The 18,274-nt window shown below is 67.4% G+C and carries 17 protein-coding genes; 8 read left to right on the top strand and 9 right to left on the bottom strand.

The features are described 5' to 3' along the window. The first annotated feature begins 533 nt into the window (after positions 1-533). Positions 534-2,042, top strand: coding sequence for an alpha/beta hydrolase (locus ABZ260_RS25165; protein WP_355622177.1), 1,509 nt, complete (start codon positions 534-536; stop codon positions 2,040-2,042). Here the strand turns inward: ABZ260_RS25165 and ABZ260_RS25160 are convergent. Further along, on the bottom strand, positions 1,969-2,376 hold the full coding sequence (locus tag ABZ260_RS25160; RefSeq protein ID WP_355622180.1) for a plasmid pRiA4b ORF-3 family protein: 408 nt from the start codon (positions 2,374-2,376) through the stop codon (positions 1,969-1,971). The genes ABZ260_RS25165 and ABZ260_RS25160 overlap by 74 nt on opposite strands. 322 nt (positions 2,377-2,698) lie before the next feature. On the opposite strand from ABZ260_RS25160, the gene ABZ260_RS25155 reads away from it, so the two are divergent. Both ABZ260_RS25155 and ABZ260_RS25150 read left to right on the top strand, forming a co-directional pair. Continuing rightward, positions 2,699-3,364, top strand: coding sequence for a DUF6461 domain-containing protein (locus tag ABZ260_RS25155; RefSeq protein WP_355622174.1), 666 nt, complete (start codon positions 2,699-2,701; stop codon positions 3,362-3,364). A gap of 95 nt (positions 3,365-3,459) precedes the next feature. Continuing rightward, positions 3,460-4,260, top strand: a complete 801-nt coding sequence (locus ABZ260_RS25150; RefSeq protein ID WP_355622171.1) for a hypothetical protein — start codon at positions 3,460-3,462, stop codon at positions 4,258-4,260. Between the two features lie 49 nt (positions 4,261-4,309). Here ABZ260_RS25150 and ABZ260_RS25145 read toward each other — a convergent pair whose 3' ends face one another. The 6 genes from ABZ260_RS25145 to ABZ260_RS25120 all read right to left on the bottom strand — a co-directional run bounded on the left by ABZ260_RS25145 (position 4,310) and on the right by ABZ260_RS25120 (position 10,274). Further along, complete coding sequence (locus ABZ260_RS25145; protein ID WP_355622168.1) at positions 4,310-4,918, bottom strand: hypothetical protein; 609 nt, start codon at positions 4,916-4,918, stop codon at positions 4,310-4,312. Further along, positions 4,915-6,099 (bottom strand): PASTA domain-containing protein, encoded by a 1,185-nt coding sequence (locus tag ABZ260_RS25140; protein WP_355622165.1) that lies wholly within the window; start codon positions 6,097-6,099, stop codon positions 4,915-4,917. Before ABZ260_RS25140 ends, ABZ260_RS25145 begins: the two co-directional genes overlap by 4 nt. An 81-nt stretch (positions 6,100-6,180) precedes the next feature. Then, on the bottom strand, positions 6,181-7,284 hold the full coding sequence (locus ABZ260_RS25135; protein WP_355622162.1) for a hypothetical protein: 1,104 nt from the start codon (positions 7,282-7,284) through the stop codon (positions 6,181-6,183). After that, a complete protein-coding gene (locus ABZ260_RS25130) occupies positions 7,281-9,170 on the bottom strand; it encodes a protein phosphatase 2C domain-containing protein (protein WP_355622159.1) in 1,890 nt (629 codons plus the stop codon). The genes ABZ260_RS25135 and ABZ260_RS25130 overlap by 4 nt, the downstream gene beginning before the upstream one ends. Continuing rightward, entirely contained in the window at positions 9,155-9,820 is a 666-nt protein-coding gene (locus ABZ260_RS25125) for a vWA domain-containing protein (protein WP_355622156.1), read from the bottom strand. Before ABZ260_RS25125 ends, ABZ260_RS25130 begins: the two co-directional genes overlap by 16 nt. 271 nt (positions 9,821-10,091) lie before the next feature. Next, entirely contained in the window at positions 10,092-10,274 is a 183-nt protein-coding gene (locus tag ABZ260_RS25120; RefSeq protein ID WP_355622153.1) for a hypothetical protein, read from the bottom strand. A 329-nt stretch (positions 10,275-10,603) separates the two neighbouring features. On the opposite strand from ABZ260_RS25120, the gene ABZ260_RS25115 reads away from it, so the two are divergent. After that, positions 10,604-11,116, top strand: a complete 513-nt coding sequence (locus ABZ260_RS25115) for a hypothetical protein (protein WP_355622150.1) — start codon at positions 10,604-10,606, stop codon at positions 11,114-11,116. A 215-nt stretch (positions 11,117-11,331) separates the two neighbouring features. Next, positions 11,332-11,748, top strand: a complete 417-nt coding sequence (locus tag ABZ260_RS25110) for a hypothetical protein (protein ID WP_355622147.1) — start codon at positions 11,332-11,334, stop codon at positions 11,746-11,748. A 410-nt stretch (positions 11,749-12,158) separates the two neighbouring features. On the opposite strand, the gene ABZ260_RS25105 is transcribed toward ABZ260_RS25110, so the two are convergent. Continuing rightward, on the bottom strand, positions 12,159-12,284 hold the full coding sequence (locus tag ABZ260_RS25105; RefSeq protein ID WP_355622144.1) for a hypothetical protein: 126 nt from the start codon (positions 12,282-12,284) through the stop codon (positions 12,159-12,161). Positions 12,285-12,466: 182 nt separating this feature from the next. Further along, a complete protein-coding gene (locus ABZ260_RS25100) occupies positions 12,467-13,123 on the bottom strand; it encodes a helix-turn-helix domain-containing protein (protein WP_355622141.1) in 657 nt (218 codons plus the stop codon). 182 nt (positions 13,124-13,305) lie between these two features. Here ABZ260_RS25100 and ABZ260_RS25095 point away from each other — a divergent pair, with 182 nt between their 5' ends. From ABZ260_RS25095 to ABZ260_RS25085, 3 genes are all read left to right on the top strand, one after another. Then, entirely contained in the window at positions 13,306-14,541 is a 1,236-nt protein-coding gene (locus ABZ260_RS25095) for an oxygenase MpaB family protein (protein WP_355622138.1), read from the top strand. A gap of 114 nt (positions 14,542-14,655) precedes the next feature. Beyond that, positions 14,656-15,873 carry an oxygenase MpaB family protein gene (locus ABZ260_RS25090; protein WP_355622135.1) on the top strand — a complete coding sequence of 406 codons (1,218 nt, stop codon included), beginning with the start codon at positions 14,656-14,658 and terminating at the stop codon, positions 15,871-15,873. After that, the gene (locus ABZ260_RS25085) at positions 15,874-18,171 is read left to right on the top strand and encodes a molybdopterin cofactor-binding domain-containing protein (RefSeq protein WP_355622132.1); all 2,298 of its coding nucleotides are present in this window, start codon (positions 15,874-15,876) and stop codon (positions 18,169-18,171) included. It abuts the gene before it with no gap. The last annotated feature ends 103 nt before the right edge of the window (positions 18,172-18,274 follow it).

Raw genomic sequence — 18,274 nt, 5'->3', positions numbered from 1 at the left:
ATCGCGTTCTCCTCGTCCGGCGGGGCCGCCCATCGGCCCTCGCCCCCATACGTCGAACGAGCGGCCCGCTGATCGACACGGCCCCGGAGAAATCTTTCGCCGCGACGCGGCCGATCCCGTCAGACCGGCCCCTGAGCGATGGCTGACGCGGACGCCCTGCTGATGATGATGCTGATCAGCTCAGTAGCGCTGTTGACCAGGATGCCATCGCACGACGGGTCTTCGGCGGCCATGCGCAGCAGGACCGCGCCGGGGACGCCGACGTTGCATATCCGTTGTTTCCTGCGTCGTTACTACTGGGACCCCATCCCTGAAAACGATCTTTGTCGAGCGCTACCTTCCAGGGGTGAGCCGGAGGTCCTATCCATGTCCGAGGAGGCGGCCGTACACGACCGGCATCGCCAACAGGGTTGATCTTGACGTCGGTCGCGAGGAGGGCCACCCGGCGAGTGGTTTTCATCCCTATTGGGGAAGAGCCGCGGGAGCACCGCTGGAAGGGTCGGTGGAGAGATTCCTCAACCCGGAAGGCGATCATGTTGATCCTCCGATCACCCAGGTCCCTGGTGCTGCCGGTGGTGGCCGCGCTGGGACTCCTGCCGGCCACCACCGCCATCGCAGACACGACCACCGGTACGGTCGCCACGGCACCCGCGATCTCCTGGGGGGCGTGTACCGGACTGCCCGTGTCCACCGCGGGCCTGGACTGCGGCAAGCTGACCGTGCCGCTCGACTACGGCAACCCGAGCGCCGGGACCGTCGACGTCGCGGTGATCAGAGCTAAGGCCACCGGCACCCGGATCGGCTCGCTGGTGATGAACTTCGGCGGCGGCGGCCGCGGCGTCATCAACCTGGCGGCGAGCCACCAGAAGTACGCGGCCCTGCGCAAACAGTACGACCTGGTCAGCTTCGATCCGCGCGGCTCGGGCGATACCTCTCCGGTGACCTGCGGCCCTGGCGCCTCGATCGACCGCCTGTTCGCCGTCAACCCGGGCGTCGGGAACCCCACCGACCGTAAGGCGTTCCTTCGGGCGACCGCCGACTTCATCCGCACCTGCGAGAAGGAGTCGGGCAGGATCCTGCCGCATGCGGGCATGGGCGACACGGCCAGGGACATGGACCGGCTGCGCGCGGCGCTGGGCGAGAACAAGCTCAACTACTACGGGATGTCCCTCGGCAGCGTCCTCGGCGGCGTCTACGCCACCCTGCATCCCCAGCGGGTCGGCCGGATGGTGCTGGACGCCGGGCTCAACCCCCGGCAGTCGGTGCTCGAGGTGGTAACGCAGCTCACCCGCACCTACCAGCTCTTCTATGAGAGGTTCCTGGCCGGGTGCGTCAAGAAGGGCTGTGACCTGGGCAAGGACACCAAGGAGGTCGACAGCGCCGTCGAGGGACTGATCGAGCGGCTCAAGCGCCAGCCGCTCGAGGTCGGCGACCGCCGTCTCGGCGCCAGCCTGGCGATCGCCACCCTGCACGCAGCGAGCGTCGGCGAGGCGTACTGGCAGGAGCTGGAAGCCAGGTTCGCCAAGGCGATCAAGGGCGACGGTGGTCCCCTGCTGGAGCTCGCCGACGCGATGACCGGTCGCCAAGGCGATACCTACAGCCCCTTCGGGATCTTCGGGTCGGCCCCGTACGGCAGCGGGGTCTACTGCCGTGACCGCGAACGGCCCGCCATACGGGACCTGCCCCGGATCGAGGCCAAGCTGACCCGTATCTCCCCGATCTTCGGCCAGCTCAGCCCGACGACCGCCTTCCTGCTCCCCTCATGCGCGCAGTGGCCGGTGCCCGTCGACCCCGAAGGCCGCACGGTCAGGCACACCGGCCCGGCCCCGATCGTGGTGATCAGCTCGGAGAAGGACACGGCCGCACCGACCAAGGAGGCGGGGAGCCTGACCAGGCAGCTCACCAACGGCGTGCTGGTCACCTACGGAGGCGATCTGCACGGTGCTTACCCGGCCGGTGGTCCCTGCATCACCGGCGTCGTCGAGGACTACGTGGTGAACGGCAAGGTCCCCGCCAAGGGAACCTCCTGCCCTGCCACCTAATGGCAGTGCCATGACACGTTTCCGGCGTAGCCCTCCGGACCACCGCTGTCTTCTGGGGGCAGGCGCGCCCGCGGGTCGAGCACCAGAGGTCTGCGGCCTGGTGGACCTTCTCCACCTCGATGTCGTGATCCCACATGTCGCCGAAGTCGTAGCGATAGCCGAGCCAGTCCCCGGCCTTCGGGATGAGACCGGCCATCGTCACCGCCGTCTCGTCGCGGGCGTTGTCGCCGTACTGCCGATCTCCGTCGGAGAACACGTGCAGGTGGTGCCGCTCCCAGCCCATCGCGACCTGGATCACCTCGCGCAAGTCGGCCAAAGTCGCCGTCGACGGCACGTGGACACGCCGCCACACCGGCGGGTTAACCTCCCGCAAGGTGACCTTCAACCACGCGGCGGCCGTCGCCGCGATGCTGCGCGCCGCCTCGGCATAGCAGGTCCCTAGTCCTGCAGATCAGGATGGGAAACGCGTGCCGACCGCCGGCTTAAACGGTGCGTGAGCGACATCCGGCTCCCGCCTGCGAAAGCAGCGGTCTTCCCGTCGGCCTGCGCGGCGCAAGAGCCAGCCCAGTCCCAGGATCGGCACAGGCGGTCACGCTGCCCCGCCCTCCACGAAGATCTTCCTCGACCCACTCGACAATGACGAAAGAGACCATCACGTGGATGACGGACGGCCCGCAGCCGATGAGGTGTACAAGCACTATCGGCGGCTTGTCGGCGAGCCCGTGCCACCCGCACTGGATGTGGCGTTGTGCTGGACGGTCGTCGTTCCCAACGTCGGCGCGGCGCCTCTCACCGTGGAAGACATCGGTACCCGATTGAGCGGGGGCACCGGGCACGAGGTCCACGAAGCGGCTGGCCTTGACGTCGTCGACCTTCCCGACTACCGCCTGAATCCGCCTCCGGTGGCGGTGGACCGGGCCGGGTCAGCGATCGTCTTGTACGGACTCGACTATCTCGGGGTGCCTCCGGCAGTGACTCGGCCCCTGAGCACAAATGCCCGCGTCTACAACGCCTGGTGGAACGTCAACTCCGTGAACTACCTGTCCCTCGCCGTCGACGGCGAGGTCCTCCTGTCGATCGACGGGCTGTTCCCTGGACGCCCTGAGGACCACCCGAACCTGGCATGGTGGCCGGAATTGACGGCGATCAGCGGCTTCTTCCTCGACTACGAGGACACCGCCTGGACCGGGAGAGACGACAACTGGGACTGGAAGGCGGGCTTCTTGACGGGCATCGAGTTGGCTACAGGAGTGCGGCTGGACCGCAGGTGGTTGAATGCGGAACATCCCTACCTGACCTCCTCAGGACCTGTTACGCAGTGAACGCCCAAACTCATCCAGAAACCCATCGGCTTACGTACACCACTTCGCTGGATATGACCTGCGACTGATATCTCCCGACCTGGGAGAATAGTCAGATGCCCCAGCCATCGACCTCGCTTTCAGCCCGGTGGCCGGTCGTGCCCTCCAGTGCCACCGACTGGCTGCGAGAACTTGCCGGTGACGGCCTCACCGGCTTCATGCCGCCTTCGCTCCCGGACGCAGCCTGGGTACTGAACGCTATGTACGAGCATGATCAGGCCCCTACCGATATCTCCTATGACGACGTTCATCGCACCGCGATCGCGGACGGAAGCGTGCCCCCCGAGATCGTCGGTGGCCTCGACATGAACACCGTGGGAACCGTCATCGGAGGTGGCCTGGGCCGCGCCGAGCACCCCGGCCCCGGCTGGAAACGGCTGCGCTGGGCCGACCTCGCGCAACGCAACGGCGATCCGGTAGTCCCCGACGGTCTCCTGCCCTGCTACCGCTGCTTCCCCTCGGTCCCTGTCAACGGCAGCTGGCCCATCTCGATCGCTCCGCCGACCGAGGGCAGCATGGACCGCGAGACCTGGAACCATCTGATCGGCCTGCTCCGTGCCCATAGCCCTGCGGGCGCGGACACCCGCTGCCTGGCCTACTACAGCCCCCTGATGCTCGGGGCGACCGATTTCGAGAACCTCCATGTGCGTGCGGGTCGCCTCGGCGATGCCGAGATCTTGTATGACAACCCCGAGGTCCACTTCAGCCCGTCCAACCTCTGGGCCGAGGACCATTCATGGATCATCTGCACCGACTACGACCTGTGGGCCACCAAGGTGGCCGGGCCCGCCTCGCTCATCGACGTGCTTCTGAAAGACTCCGAGATCGAAGCGGTACGGCTGCCCTGGGCTCCATGACTGGGGTGCCGTTAAAGATGGGACTGTAGAAAAAACGGCTCTACGGTAGTCATGGTTGCGGTGCGCCCGTTCCACTGAGGAGGATCCCGTCACCGAGCCTGAGCTGGAGCGGCATGGTGAGTCTCGCCGTGTTCTGGGCCACCGGAAAGCCCTCCACGCTCCACGTTATGCTCGCCGTGCAGTCGCCCGCGCGCAGGCTCATCAGGCGACCGTTGCGAATGCTCGCCTGGAGCAGGCCGACGCCGAACTCCAGGTCGATGCCGAAGCCGACGCGGGCCACGTACTGATCCTCGATGTACACGTCGACGTAGGGGGCGTGCTTTGACGTGATCGTGTGTCCGGGCAGGCGCACTATTTCGGTGCTTCCGGGTTGTTCGACGCTCCTGCGTGCGGCGAGCCCCAACTCCCGGTACTGCAGCCAGCCGCCGAGCAGGACCGTGCCCAGCTCGATGCCGCGCAGCAGTTCGCCGCCCGCGTCGGCGACCCTGCCGTTGAGCGCGCCGCGGAAGGCCGAGCCCGCTCGCTGGGTGCCGTCCTCGACCTGCTCGAGTGTGCGGCGCGCGTCGAGGGCCCGCGACAGCTCCGCCGCCGCGTCCCTCGGGTCCGGGAAGAGCAGGAGATCGGCGGTGCCTGGCTCGGTTTCGATGTGGACTGTCACGATACGACCTCTCTCAGTTCCTGGCGGCCGGGGTCCGCGAACAGTTCCACCCGAATGTCCGGCACCGGGGCGGACGGGGCCGCGCCGGGCGGCGGAGAGCCGGTCAGGTGGATTTCCAGGCGCGGGGCGGGATCGGGGTGCGGATCGCAGCGGATCGACGGCACCTGCTGGGGCTGGGTTTGAGATGGGAGCCGGGGATACGGCAGGGTTTGGGCCGGGGCCGGAGACGGGGACGGGGCCTGGTGCGGGTCGCTCCCTCGCACGGTACGGCGGGCCCGCAGGGTCCGGGCGACGAGGACGAGGACGAGGGCGATTGCCAGTCCCGGGAGCACGATCCCTACGAGCGCTACGGGGATCAGCGGTGAGGAGGAGCCATTGTCGGTCCCGGGGATCTCCCCAGGGCCCGTTTTGTTTCCGTCGTCGTTCGGGTTTGGCGTCTCCGTCACCGCCTCCCGCAGCGACACCGTCACGGTCGCGCCCTTGGAGACCTGGCTGCCGACCACGGGATCCTGGCTGCGGATCGCCCCCGTCTCGGGCGAATCGGGATCCACGCGGAGCACCAGGCCGACCTCCGAGAGCTGCAGCCTGGCCGCTGCCGGGCCGAGTCCGATCAGCGGCGGCACGGTCACCTGCCGCCCCGGCTTCACGGGCGGTGGTGCAGGAGTGGTGACCTCGGGCGGGGGCGGATTCGGGGAGACCAGGTCTATTCGCACGGTCATGCCGAAGCTCACCAGTTGGCCCGCGGGCGGATCCTGGCCGGCGACCTTCCAGTCGGCGCTCGCGCTCGCCGGCTGCGGGTCCTTGCCCAGGCCGGCGGCGTCGAGAGCGGTTTCGGCGTCGGTGCGGGAAAGACCTTGCACATCTGGGACCTTCGGGCCGACCGTGAGGACGACCGTGTAGGCGACGTCGTCCCGGGCGGCGATGCCACGGTCCGCCGAGCAGTCTTCCACCACGTAGTCGATGACGTAGGACGTCGAGGTCGGCAGGAGGGTCTGGGGAAACACCTGAATGTCGATGTCCGCGTCCGGCACGTTCCGAAGCGTGTCTATCGCCACCTGGAGCTCCTGATGCCGTACGTCGGGTGGCTCACAGCCGGCGGGCGCGATCGGCGTGGGGGACGGTAGCACCGGGCTCAGGAACACGGCCAATGACACGGCGAGCATCGAGAGGTGGCGAAGCATCGGCTACTCCGCGGGGGATGCGGTCATGACGCCCGGGACACGGCTGGTGTTGGACATTTAATTCACTCCCCTTGAACGAGGTCACTTACCCAGGGCGATGATGAGGAAGAAGAGCACGATCAGCACGGCCCCCGCCACGACCGCCCACTTCACTTTCCCTCCCGAACCTGCCGAGGTGGCCGGCACCGGAGGCGTGACAGTGATCGGGGCCGGTGTCACGGCCGACTCGCCCGTCGGCCAGGGCTTCTTGATGAAGCCGTCCACGTTGACGTAGAGCCGCTCCCCGATGACCATCCTCGGCCACACCGCGGCCGCCTCTCGGAGCCGCTCCCGCACACCGGGCGGCGGCAGGGTACGGCTGCACTCGATGAGCGTGTCGGCGAGGGCCGACGGCATGACCCTCCGGAGGACCAGCGGATCCGGCTGCCAGGTTTCGACCGTCTCCTGGACGCAGCGCACCACCGCCCAGGCGAACTTGTAGTGGTCCGAGGTCACGTCGAAGGCCACCCCACGCTGCTCCACCGGAAGCTTCCACTGCTCCGGGTCGACGGGAGGCATCGCGCCCTCACCCAGGAGCGGCACGCAGGAGTCGCAGTCGAGGAGGTACGCCTTGGGGCGCGGATCGATCGTGAAGACGGCGTTGCGTAATTGCAGATCCCCCACCGCGTACCCGTGCTGGTGCAGCCAGGTGACGGTGTCCAGCAGCTCACCGAGCACGGCCAGCTTGTATGGCGGCTCGTAGTACGCCTTCTTCACCTCGTACCGTTGCGCGATCCGCCTCGCACGGTCCGGGCTCCGGGTGAGCTCGTCGAGGTGACGCGGGGTCTCGGTCGCCTCGCCCGAGCCGGAGGTCCGCTGTTCGAACATCGACCTTTCGGCGAGCCTGATCAGGATGCCCTCGGCCCTGGCGGGCGTGCCGACGACGGCGATCGGCCAGGCGCACCTCTCGTCCAACACCGCACGCTCCTCGTCCGGGAGCTCCCTGCGCCAGCGGATCATGGAATGCAGCGCGGGGACGCGCACCTCGTCGGCGGTCTCGGACTTGTACCTCTTGAACAGGTAGGTGCGCTGGTCGGGGGCGATGCAGAGCCGCAGTCCGTCCGTCTGCCCTCCGTCGCGGAGCATCGGCCCCTCCCCGGTGAATGTCAGCTCGCCGACGCGGACGATCATCGGAAGATCCGTCACGGCACGGCCGTATCGTGGCGTCCGGCCCAGATCGCGACCACCGTCCGGTCGTCGTCGAAGGTGGAGAGGCGGAAGTCGACCTCCCGGACGAAGTCGACCAGGCTCGGCGGCGTGCGCCAGGTCTGGGACAGCCGCTGGGCCAGCGGGGTCCGGCCGCCCGCGACGCCCGCGGCGAAGCCGTCGCTGCTGAGCACCAGCAGGTCACCCGCGCGCCACGAGAACATCTGGACCTGGATGTCGGCGAGGTCGCCCGGGATCGCCGCCGTCACGTTGTCGCCGCCTCCTCCTCCGCCCGCCAACGCCTGCCACTGGCCGCCGGTGACGAGGATGGCCGGGGAGTCGCCGACGGCGGCGCACACGGCTTGCCCCTCTCCCTCCGAAGGGAGGACGGCCACGGTCAGAGTGGTCCCGGGCCGTGCGGAAGGGGCGCGTTCGGTATTGGTGCCCGGCCGCGGCGAGCCCAGGGACTCGGTGGTCCGCCGGACCGTGTCGGACACGTAGGCGAGCACAGATTTCCAGTCCCAGCTCTGCGGGCGTTCACCGGACCGCAGCGCGGAGTCGATCCCGTCCAGCGCGGCCCTGACGGCGACCGTGGACGCGATCTCCGCGTGGCGCGCGCTGCCCAGGCCGTCGGCCACGACCGCGATGACCCAGCGCTCGTCGCTGCTGAGCCGCACGCCGTACGCGTCCTGCCGGGTCTCGCCGCGGAAGCTGTGCGTGCGGCCCCGTACCGTGGCGGCACGCACTGTCGTGCCCTTGACCAGGCCTCCGTCGAGTGCAAGCCCGGCATCGGCCGAGGTGGTGCTCCAGGGCAGGTGCACGGCGATCCGCCTGGGCTCGGGACCGACGACCACGCGGGTGTCCTGCGTGGCAGCGGACTGCGGCGCATTGGGAGTCGCCACGTCCGGCTGCCTCCCCCCACGCACGGCGGTCGTCGCGGGACGCCAGCCGAGGAGGTAGAGCGCGGTGAACGCCGCCGCCCCGCCCAGCAACAGGGCCAGGATCATCTGTGCCAGAGGGAACCCGGACGACGTCGACACGTTGTCGCCCGCCCAGTCCCTCGCCACGTCGGCCGACCTCTTCCCGTTGTTCTTCACCTCGGTGAGCAGACGGTCGACGACCTGCGGGGTGAGCGCGTCCGTCACCTCCTGGAGCACCCGCTCGGCCTCCGGATCACCCTTGGTGACCTGCTCGCTGGCGAACACGCTCAGCGTCCGGGGGGGCAGGATATTGTCCGGGTCCTCGAGCGGGACGAGGTTCCCCTTCTTCGAGCCGGCCGGGACGATCGCGCCTCCCGTGAAACCGGACTGCGTCAGGGCGGCGTCGAAGTCGGCCTGACTGCTGACGGCGAGTCCCCGGTCGGTCAGCGCCCGGTTGAACACGCTGAACTCTGGCGGGACCAGGACAGTGACGCGGGCCGTGTCGTTCTGGTACTTCTGCGCGAATTCGGCAATCGTCCGGACGTCCCGCTGTAGCGAGGGGGACACGGCGAGCACCGCGCGGCTCTGGATCGCCGTCCTGCTCACGAGTGTGTGCCCGGGGAGGGCTGTGGGGAGTCGCTGGTCGTCCGGCGTCGACGAGGCCGGCGACGCGGCCACGAGCACGTCGAGGTCGTAGTCGACGGCGACCCGTGCGTCGTCCGGCTGCTTCGCGTAGTCCGCGACCTCGGCCACCTTCTTGGCGACGCCGTCGACGTCGGCCCGGTCGAGCGCGGCGGCGTAGATCTCGGCGACGAGCTGCTCACGCTCTCCCGCCCGCGCGTTGACGATGATCTGCCGCCCCGAGTCGCCGGACCCGCTGCAGCCCGCGACGGCGAACCCGATGACGAGGGTGGCGACCGCGCTGGTACGGATCCGGCCCGGCGGGCCCATCAGGAGCCTCCGCACGGGAGCCGGCGCATGCCGGCCGGAATCGGGATCACGAAGTCGGAATTCCTGATCGAGCTGCCGATGCTGTCCTGGACCGCCTGGGCTATCGCCGCCACCACCTTGACCGCCTGGATCGACTCGTCCGCGACGTACGCCAACGGGTTGTTCCGGAAGGATGTCGCCACCTGGCAGAGGGTCTGCTCGGTGACCTGGCCGAAGCCCATCGCCGTGATGTGCGGGCGGTGCGGGAACGCAGGGTCGGTCAGCCTGGCACGGGCGGGCAGCCAGACCTCGGCAGGCTGGCGGCCATTTCCGACGAAGGGCTCGCCGTCGGTGATGAAGAAGACCACCGGAGTCTTGAGCTGGTACTGCCCGGCCAGGCGGGCACAGTCGGCCTGGATGAGCTGCCGCAGGGTCAGGAACACCTGCTCGTAATTGGTCTGACCACCCTTCGGCAGCGCGGGAATGTTGCTCGCGTCACAGGGCCGGGTGAGCGGGAGCACCACGTTGGCCCTGTCATGGAAGGCCACGATGGACACGTGCGCGGCCTCGCTCACCCCCGGATCACCGGCCTCGAGCTGAAAGAGCAGCTCCCCGACACAGTTGGAAAGGATGTCGAACGGAGTCTGCCTGCCGTCCTCGCGGGGGGCGTGCATCGAGTGGGACACGTCGCACGTGATGTAGAAGGGAAATGCCCTCGGAAGGGCATAATTGTAGGTAGGCTCCGGAGAATGCGACACGGCGACTACTCTCCTCAAGATCGCTGACGCGGACGGCCCGAGGTACGCGATACGGGCCCCCTCACCCCATTAGATACGCCGTGAAGGTCCCAGCATTACTCATTTTCGGGAATTAATAGCTGCGGCACGGCGACAGACTCTGACAACGCCGGTCTGTAGGGTCGGGAGCCGGCGCGGTTCGTCGTTTTTTATCGATGATCTACTCCAGGTCGAGCGCCGGGCCAGGGCGCACACCAGGACCGAACCGGAGCAGAAACGAGCAGAACTCCCGAGGCAGAGGCGCACCGATCACTTCTTCGAGCGCGCTGACCTCGGCTGCCGGTAGAGGGGTAATCGTCGAGGAATCGGCGATCTGGGCGAGTTCTTCACCCAGCGCGTCCAAGCTGATATTTCCTCGGTACTCCCACGCCGGGTCAGAATAGCGATCTATAACGCGAAGGGATTCGCCAGTCCACTGGCCAGACCCTTTGAAAGCAGGGATGGCCCTTTGTCATCCGTGCAGCATGTTGTCCCGTGATCGCTTGTTGCTCCCGGTTGTCGGCGGCGTCGGAAGCAGCGAGTGCGGGCAACTGCTCCTATCGCGGGTGCGAGGTGGGTGGCGTCTGTCTCCGTTGCCGCAGATGATCTAGGCTGGGCGCCTCCATCCACGATGAAGCGGCGGCAATCTTGCTTCCATTACCGCAGATGCCCCCGCGCTGGGGGATACCCCTGTTGACCCTGGCGGCTCTGGCGGCCCCCGCGTCGCGTACCGTCTGGTGGCACTTCCCAGAAGGGCCGGTCTTCACGGCGGAAGGATTTACCTGCCCCCTCAGCGCGGAGCCGTACGTCTTTCAGGACGTCCCCCACGTCTTTCGCCACTGTGTCGAAGAACCTGCGTTCTGCGACGAGGACGGTATGCCAGTCGTGACCGCTTCTCTGTGGCGGGAGGCCGGTGACGACTGCTGGCGGGTGGGCGAGATCGAGTACCCGGAAGGCGAGAGCGACCCCGATGGGTCGGCACACCTGTTCGAGTTGCTCATGGATCCGTCGCCGGAGGCGTTTCAGCGGTTCGCTGAGGATTACTACGGAGTCATCGTGGATCTTGATGCGGTGCGACACGTCTATGCCCTTCGTCCGCTCACGCAGGCGGTGGTCACTGCATTGAACGCCGACCTCGCCTTGGAAGATCTTGCCGAGGACCTTGCGGCAGCGAGGTACGCGGGCCGCGGTCGCCCTGCTTCGTGACGAGGGCTACGTGGTAACGATGCCGCAACGAGGATCGTTCGTCGCCGACCGGGAAAACTGGCCGGCCAAGTAAGCAGCACCCCAGATCAGGGGACACGTCCGGATACTGCTCAAGCTTGAAATTGCTCACTCTGAGTAGTCACATGGAGCGTGCAGTAACGGATGGGGCGGTCCGCAGCAGGCGGGACGCCCCTGCTCAAAGGAGAGAACCGCGGATGAACCGCAACACGATCGCCGCCGCACTGATTGCCCTCGGCTCCGTCCTGGCCGCGCCCGTAGCCGCCGGCCCGGCCCACGCAACGCTCCTAGCCGACCCCGTCGGCGATCTGGTCAACGGGATCACGCACTCCAGCGACTCGCCCCCCGATGATTTCGACCCCTTCGACTCCGACTCCGACAGCGACTCCCGCTCCGACAGCGACTCCCGCTCCGACAGCGACTCCCGCTCCGACAGCAAGTCCCGCTCCGACAGCGACTCCCGCTCCGACAGCAAGTCCCGCTCGGACAGCAAGTCCCGCTCCGACAGCAAGTCCGACAGCGACTCCGACTCCGACTCCGACAGCGACAGCGACTCCGACTCGGACAGCGACTCGGACAGCGACTCCGACAGCGGCTCCCGCTCCGGCAGCTAGACCCGTTCTTCGCACATCGCCCTGTTTGACCTGTGGTGATTACTCACGGAGATAGAGGTTGCACCACTTTGACGGTAGCGATACGGCATGTGCGAAGAACAGGGGTAGCGGGCCGTGGAAGGCGGGGAGGGCGGCGAAGGACTTCACGACCGACGCCTGCGGCACCCCGGTTCACGTCCTGCCCGACGATGATCGGCCCCGCCCGGCGCTCTCGCAGGCAACCCGCCATCCCTGCCGCCCAGGGCGGTTTTCAGGGGTTGTGGCGGCACCCGTCTAGGGCTGCCTAAAGCGCCTGGGTTGCAGGTCAGGAGGGGTCCGGAAAGCCCAGGCGGAGGATCTGGAAACCAGACCCCTCCCACCTGGATCTAGACCCTTCCTGGACCGGTCTTAGACGGTGATCTAGGCCCGCTTCAGCTCGCGGGGGCCGACGGATCCATGGTCAGGTAGGCGATCGGGCCACCGGACGTGGATTTGAGGCGTTTGCCGAGAAGGAGTTCGGCGATTCGCAGGTCGTCGGCTGTGCCGATCGTGATCATGTTCCCGGACGCTGTTGCCCTCATGCTGACCGGAAAATGACCACCTCAGCCGGGCACACGGCAGCGAACCCCGGCCATCGATGTGAGTCAGGCGGCCTGGGGCAGGGGAAACCGCCCCGGCGAGCGAGGAATCGTGAGGAGAAATTCTCTGCCGCTGCTCTACGGCTTGCTCTTCCCGGCGGTCAATCCGGGTGGCCGGTTGGCTCCAACATGGGCACGAGGAACTGCCGGGCCACCGCGGCCAGTTGCTCGTCGTCGTCGAGGTCGATGATCTGACTGGGGATCGCCAGGAAGGAAGCGGAGATCCGGACCATCAGTTCGGCCACGAGGTCGGTGTCCAAGTCGCTCGACACGTTGCCCGCGCGTTGCTCGTGGCGGAGCTGGCCTGCGACGAACTGCCGCACGGTGGCGAGGGTTCGGCCCCCGTCGCTGATCATGGAGGGTACGACCAGATCCGGTTCCGTGGTGATCAGACCGCCGATCAACGGGTTACGCCGGATGGCGCGTAATGAGCTCACAAAGCCGAGAACCGCCCGATCAGCGGCGGTATGAGCTTGTTCGATGTCGATGAGGAACTGGTCGAAATATCGGCGGAATTCTCGACGTACCACATGTTCGACCAGCGCGTCCTTGGTGGCGAACCGCCGGTAGACCGTGATCCGCGAAACCCCGGCCCGGCGGGCCACGTCCTCCATGGTCGACCGCCGGATACCCATGCGACAGAACTGCTCATACGCCGCGTCGAGTATGCGCGCACGGGTCTCGTCCATGTCGTCAACCTGTTCGACGGCATCAATGTACGCGCGCTCCAGCAGCGACTCCGAGTCCGACGGCGCCATGAGCACGGACAGTGCAGATTCCACGATCACCTCCTGTGATTGATTCTGCCTCAATCCCTGACAGTCGCTGTCACGGTCTTGTGATGTCCGACACTGTGTGCTGTATTGGTGATACTCAGATTCACTTCATGTTTCATCGTATCAGCAATGCTCTCGGCCTCACGAGGAGAAGGGACGAAGGCATGGACAAACTCAGCAGGCGCGACATGCTCCGGGCCGGCGGGACGTTGGGCGCATTCGGTGCGCTGAGCATCGCGACCCCCGCGCAGGCGCGCGTGTGGACGTGGTCGCCCAGTGGCTCGGTGGTGGGCACAGGGGCAGGCCTCGACCCGCGGTGGGTATGGGACCCGGAGGCCGACACGCTGGTCGCCTCGCTGATCGACCGGGGCGAGGTGCCCAGGGTCAACACTCTGCTGCGGACCTGGACCAAGAACGGTCAGCCGTTGCCGGCCGGACTGCCGGCGGACCTGAAGGCCTTCATGGAGAAGGCCCGCCAGCTGCCGGCCTGGGCCGACAGAGGCAAGATCGCCGCCGCGGCCGACTTCAACAACAGGCGGGGGCTCTACACCGGCGTGCTGTACGGCTTCGCCAGCGGCATGATGAGCACGGTCATCCCCAAGGAGGCGCGGGCGGTCTACTACTCGCAGGGTGGTGCGGACATGAAGGACCGCATCTCCAAGACCGCCAAGCTCGGGTATGACATCGGGACTCGGAACGCTTATGACGCCGATGGCGAAATGATCGTGACCTGCGTCAAGACCCGGCTGGCGCATGCGGCCGTGCGCCACCTGCTGCCGAAGTCCCCGCACTGGCAGGGGGCCGCCGACGAGGAGATTCCGATCAGCCAGGCGGACATGATGGTCACCTGGCACAGCCTGCCCACGACCGTCATGAAGAATCTGGTCGCGTGGAAGGTGCCGATGCCCGCCGGCGATTCCGCGGCGTTCCTGCACACCTGGCAGCTGGCCGCGTACATGCTCGGCATCAAGGAGGAGTACATCCCCGCGTCGTGGACCGAGGCCAATTCCCAGGCCAAGCAGGTCCTGGACCCGGTGCTGGCCCCGACGCCCGAGGGCATCAAGCTGGCCAACATTCTCCTGGAGCTCGGCGCCACGATCGATGCCGGACTCCTCACCAAGCGCGTACTCGGCTCGTTGACGCGCTTCATGCTCGGCGACGAGATCGCCGGATGGCTGAGTATCCCCAGGTATCCGCTCTGGGACGGGCTCCTCAACACGTTCTGGGGACCCTTCATCGCGGTCCGCGAAGGCGTGCTCAAGGTGTTCCCGGGGGCGGACAGCACCTACTGGCTCTTCGATGAGCTCCTTCGCAAGGTACTCCTGGCCTACCTGTCCGGAGCGCAGCAGATCAGCATCGAGATTCCGCTGACCAACAACCCGAACTACCCGAACTCCTGATCAGGACTGCCTGAGCCGGACCCTCGGCCCAGAAGCGGAGGAAAGACCTCGGCCTGGCTTGCTTCCCGCGGGCCGGGACACCGCTGCGAATTCTCAACCAAGGAGGAGTCCGGCATGGCGGAGCTGAGCAGGCGCAAAATGCTGATCTCAGGTGGAGCCCTGGGGGCGCTCGGAGCGCTGGGGATGGCGTTCCCGGCTCGGGCGACGCCCTGGACCTGGGCGCCGGGCGGTTCGATCGCAGGTGTCGGCGCCGGCGCCGATCCGCGGTGGGTGTGGGACGAGGAGGTCGACCCGCTGGTCGCCTCGCTGATCGATCGAGGCGCCGTCCCCGAGGTCAACCGCCTGCTGTGGAATTGGACCCGTAACGACCAGCCCCTGCCCGCAGGGCTGCCGGCGGACCTGCGGGATTTCATGGAGAGAGCACGCCAACTGCCGTCGTGGGCGAACCACGGCAAGCTGAACACCGCAGCCGAGTTCAACAAGTCCAGAGGGCTGTACCTCAATCTGCTCAACGGCGTGGGTGGCGGCATGCTGAGCACCGCCATTCCCAAGGAGGCCCTCTCGGTCTACTACTCCAAGGGCGGCGCGGACATGGAGGACCGCGTCGCCAAGACAAGCATCCTGGGATTCGCCGTCGGCGCCCTGAACGCGTACCGGCCCGATGGCTCCTGCGTGGTCGAGGCGGTGAAGACCCGGCTGGTACACGCGGCGGTACGACACCTACTGCAGAAATCTCCCCACTGGACCGGCGACATCCCGATCAGCCAGGAGGACATGCTGGTCACCTGGCACACCTTGCCGACCTTCGCCATGCGCAAGATGCTCGAATGGAAGGTCCCGATCAGTGCCGCCCACTCCGAGGCGTACCTGCATGTGTGGCAGGTGACCGCGCACATGCTCGGCATCAAGGACGAATACATCCCCGCCACCTGGGCCGCGGCCAACGCTCAGTCGGACCAGATCCTGCCCCGGAACATGGGGCCGACGCCCGAGGGTGTGGAGCTGACCGACATCCTGCTGGGTCAGCTCGCCGAGCAGACCAGTCCCGCCGGCATCGGCCGGCCGCTGTGCAACGCGCTCGCCCGGTACCTGGTCGGCGACCAGGTGGCCGACTGGGACGGCATCGAACGCGAGCCGGTGTGGGACCTGCTGATCCCCACCATCTGGCCGAAACTGGTGAGATTCCGCGAGGGCCTCATTCCGTTGCCGCTGGTACCCGAGACCGCCTGGGTCCTCGACGAAGCCGTGCGGAAGTACATCCTGTTCTATCTCACCAAGGCCAAGGAGACCAAGATCGAGATCCCCACGACCAACCGTCCGGGTTTGAGCTGAATGATGATGGGATCGAATGGCGGCGGGCCGGATGAGGGCATCGGGCGGCGCCGGTTCCTCGGGTACGTGGTGGCGGCTCCGACCCTGGTGGTCGCCACCGAACTCGGCCTGACGCCGACGTCCGACGTCGGGCTGCCCTCACCGGAACTCACGGAACTGCTCGACCTCAACGACATGATGACCGCGGCGGCGCTGCCGACCTCGGGCCTGATCTCGGTCGAGGTCAACCGGGACGGCACGGTGTCGTTCGCGTTGCCGCGGGCCGAGGTGGGGCAGGGCATCACCACCTCGACGGCCATGCTGATCGCCGAGGAGATGGCCGTGCCGCTGGAACGGGTGTGTGTCACACTGGCCGACGCTCGGCCGGAGCTGGTGTTCAACCAGCTCACCGGCGGGTCGAACACCACCATCGCCACCTATGTCCCGATCCGGGTCGCCGCCGCCATCGCCCGGAACCGGTTGCTGGCGGCCGCGGCGACCGAACTCGGTTCCGCGGTCACCGACCTGACGCTGAAGGCCGGGGTGATCATCGATCGCTCCGGCCGCAGCGTCGACATCGGTGCGCTCGCCGAGAAGGCCGCGAGCACGCGGACCCAGCAGGTGTCGGTGGAGCTCACGTCACGCGAGAACTTCACCGTCATCGGCAGGCCGCACAACCGGATCGACGCGCTGGACGCGGTGACCGGGCGCAAGAAGTTCGCGATGGACCTCGACGTCCCGGACGCGAAGCCGACGATGGTGTGCCGTCCGCCGACCATCAACGGCAAAGTCGGCTCGGTGGCCAACCTCGCCGAGGTCCGCGCCATGCCGGGTGTCACCGATGTGGTGACGATCTCCACCGGGGTGGCGGTGCGCGCCAGAACCTTCGGCCAGTGCATCGACGCCGTACGCGCCCTGCGGGTCTCCTGGAAACCCGGTACCGCGGAAGGAAAATCTGACGAGACCGTGCTCCGGGAACTGGAGGCCGCGGAGCTGCCGCTCGGGCTCAAGCCGCTGACTCCGACCGTCGAAGGCAAGTTCACCTTCTACTTTCGCAGCAACAGCGCGCTGGAACCCAACTGTGCGATCGCCGACGTGCGGGCCGGCCGCGCCGAGATCTGGTCGGCGTTGAAATCGCCGCTCGTCGCCAAGCAGACCATCGCCGCCAAGCTGGGGCTGCCGGTCGGCAGCGTTACCGTACACGTCACCGAAGGCGGTGGTTCCTTCGGGCGCAAGCTGTTCTTCGACGCCGCACTGGAAGCCGCCGAGGTGTCCCAGAAGATCGGCAAACCCGTCAAGCTCATGTGGCACCGTGCCGACGACTCCCGCCAGGGCCGTACCCACCCGATGGCCACCTCGCGGGTACGCGCCGCCTACCTCGGCAACACCGTGCTGAGCTACAAGCAGCGGCACACCAGCGTCTCCACGGACCTCGGCCACGGACTCGGTGAGATCATCACCGCCATGGCCGCGAGGCTTCCGGTGGGCGACATCGGCTTCTCCCAGACGTTCTTCCATCTCAGTCAGGCGATGTCCTACAACTTCGGCGCCGGCAGCCGGTTGCTCAACGAAACCGACAAGGGCTTCAACACCGGCAGCATGCGCAACGTCTACTCGCCCGACGTCACCTGTGCCCGGGAGCTCATCGTCGACCAGCTCGCCGCGAAGATGGGCAAGGACCCCTACCGGTTCCGGCACGACTTTCTCCGCGATGACCGCTCCCGGGCGGTGCTGGCGAAGGTGGCCGAGGTCGGCGCCTGGGGGCGGTCGATGCAGGTCGGCACCGCGCAGGGCATCGCGTTCCACGCTGAGTACAAGGCCGTCAGCGCCGTGCTGGTGGAGATCGACTGCCGGCCAGAAACCGTCAACCGCCCCATCCGCGACGGCGTGGCCGGACCGCGCGTCACCAAGGTGGTGATCGCGGTGGACGTCGGCCTCGCCGTCAACCCGCGAGGTCTGGAAGCACAGATGATGGGCTGCGCCATGGATGGCATCGCGCTGGCCCTGACCTCCAGCCTGCACCTGCGCGATGGGTACTTCCTCGAAGCGAGCTGGGACAACTACTTCTACACCCGGCAGTGGAACACCCCGCCCGAACTCCGGATCATCGTCATGCCCAGCACCTCCGAGGAGCCCGGCGGCGCCGGGGAACTGGGCGTCGCCGCGTCGCTGGCCGCGGTCGCCTGTGCGTACGGTCGCGCGACCGGAACGATGCCCACCAGCTTCCCGATCAACCACGGCACGCTCTCCTTCACCCCCAAACCGACCGTCCCCCCCATTCCCCCATCCCCGACCGACGGCCTGAACCACGCCCGCTGAAACAAGGAGATCTGAGTGCCTCAGCACACTTTCCGCGTCAAACCTCGCCCTGGCCGAGGAACTGGTCGGCCGCGCCGCGGTGTGCGTCGACAACGCCCGCCGC

The sequence above is a fragment of the Streptosporangium sp. NPDC006013 genome (assembly GCF_040614275.1).
GTDB lineage: Bacteria > Actinomycetota > Actinomycetes > Streptosporangiales > Streptosporangiaceae > Streptosporangium.
This window is presented reverse-complemented; position numbering and strand designations above follow the sequence as displayed.

Excerpts from the sequence above, each read along its gene's own strand:
- ABZ260_RS25165 (WP_355622177.1), top strand. The coding sequence starts at position 534 with ATGTTGATCCTCCGATCACCCAGGTCCCTGGTGCTGCCGGTGGTGGCC.
- ABZ260_RS25150 (WP_355622171.1), top strand. The coding sequence starts at position 3,460 with ATGCCCCAGCCATCGACCTCGCTTTCAGCCCGGTGGCCGGTCGTGCCC.
- ABZ260_RS25140 (WP_355622165.1), bottom strand. The coding sequence starts at position 6,099 with ATGCTTCGCCACCTCTCGATGCTCGCCGTGTCATTGGCCGTGTTCCTG.
- ABZ260_RS25110 (WP_355622147.1), top strand. The coding sequence starts at position 11,332 with ATGAACCGCAACACGATCGCCGCCGCACTGATTGCCCTCGGCTCCGTC.
- ABZ260_RS25105 (WP_355622144.1), bottom strand. The coding sequence starts at position 12,284 with ATGATCACGATCGGCACAGCCGACGACCTGCGAATCGCCGAACTCCTT.
- ABZ260_RS25100 (WP_355622141.1), bottom strand. The coding sequence starts at position 13,123 with ATGGCGCCGTCGGACTCGGAGTCGCTGCTGGAGCGCGCGTACATTGAT.
- ABZ260_RS25095 (WP_355622138.1), top strand. The coding sequence starts at position 13,306 with ATGGACAAACTCAGCAGGCGCGACATGCTCCGGGCCGGCGGGACGTTG.
- ABZ260_RS25090 (WP_355622135.1), top strand. The coding sequence starts at position 14,656 with ATGGCGGAGCTGAGCAGGCGCAAAATGCTGATCTCAGGTGGAGCCCTG.
- ABZ260_RS25085 (WP_355622132.1), top strand. The coding sequence starts at position 15,874 with ATGATGATGGGATCGAATGGCGGCGGGCCGGATGAGGGCATCGGGCGG.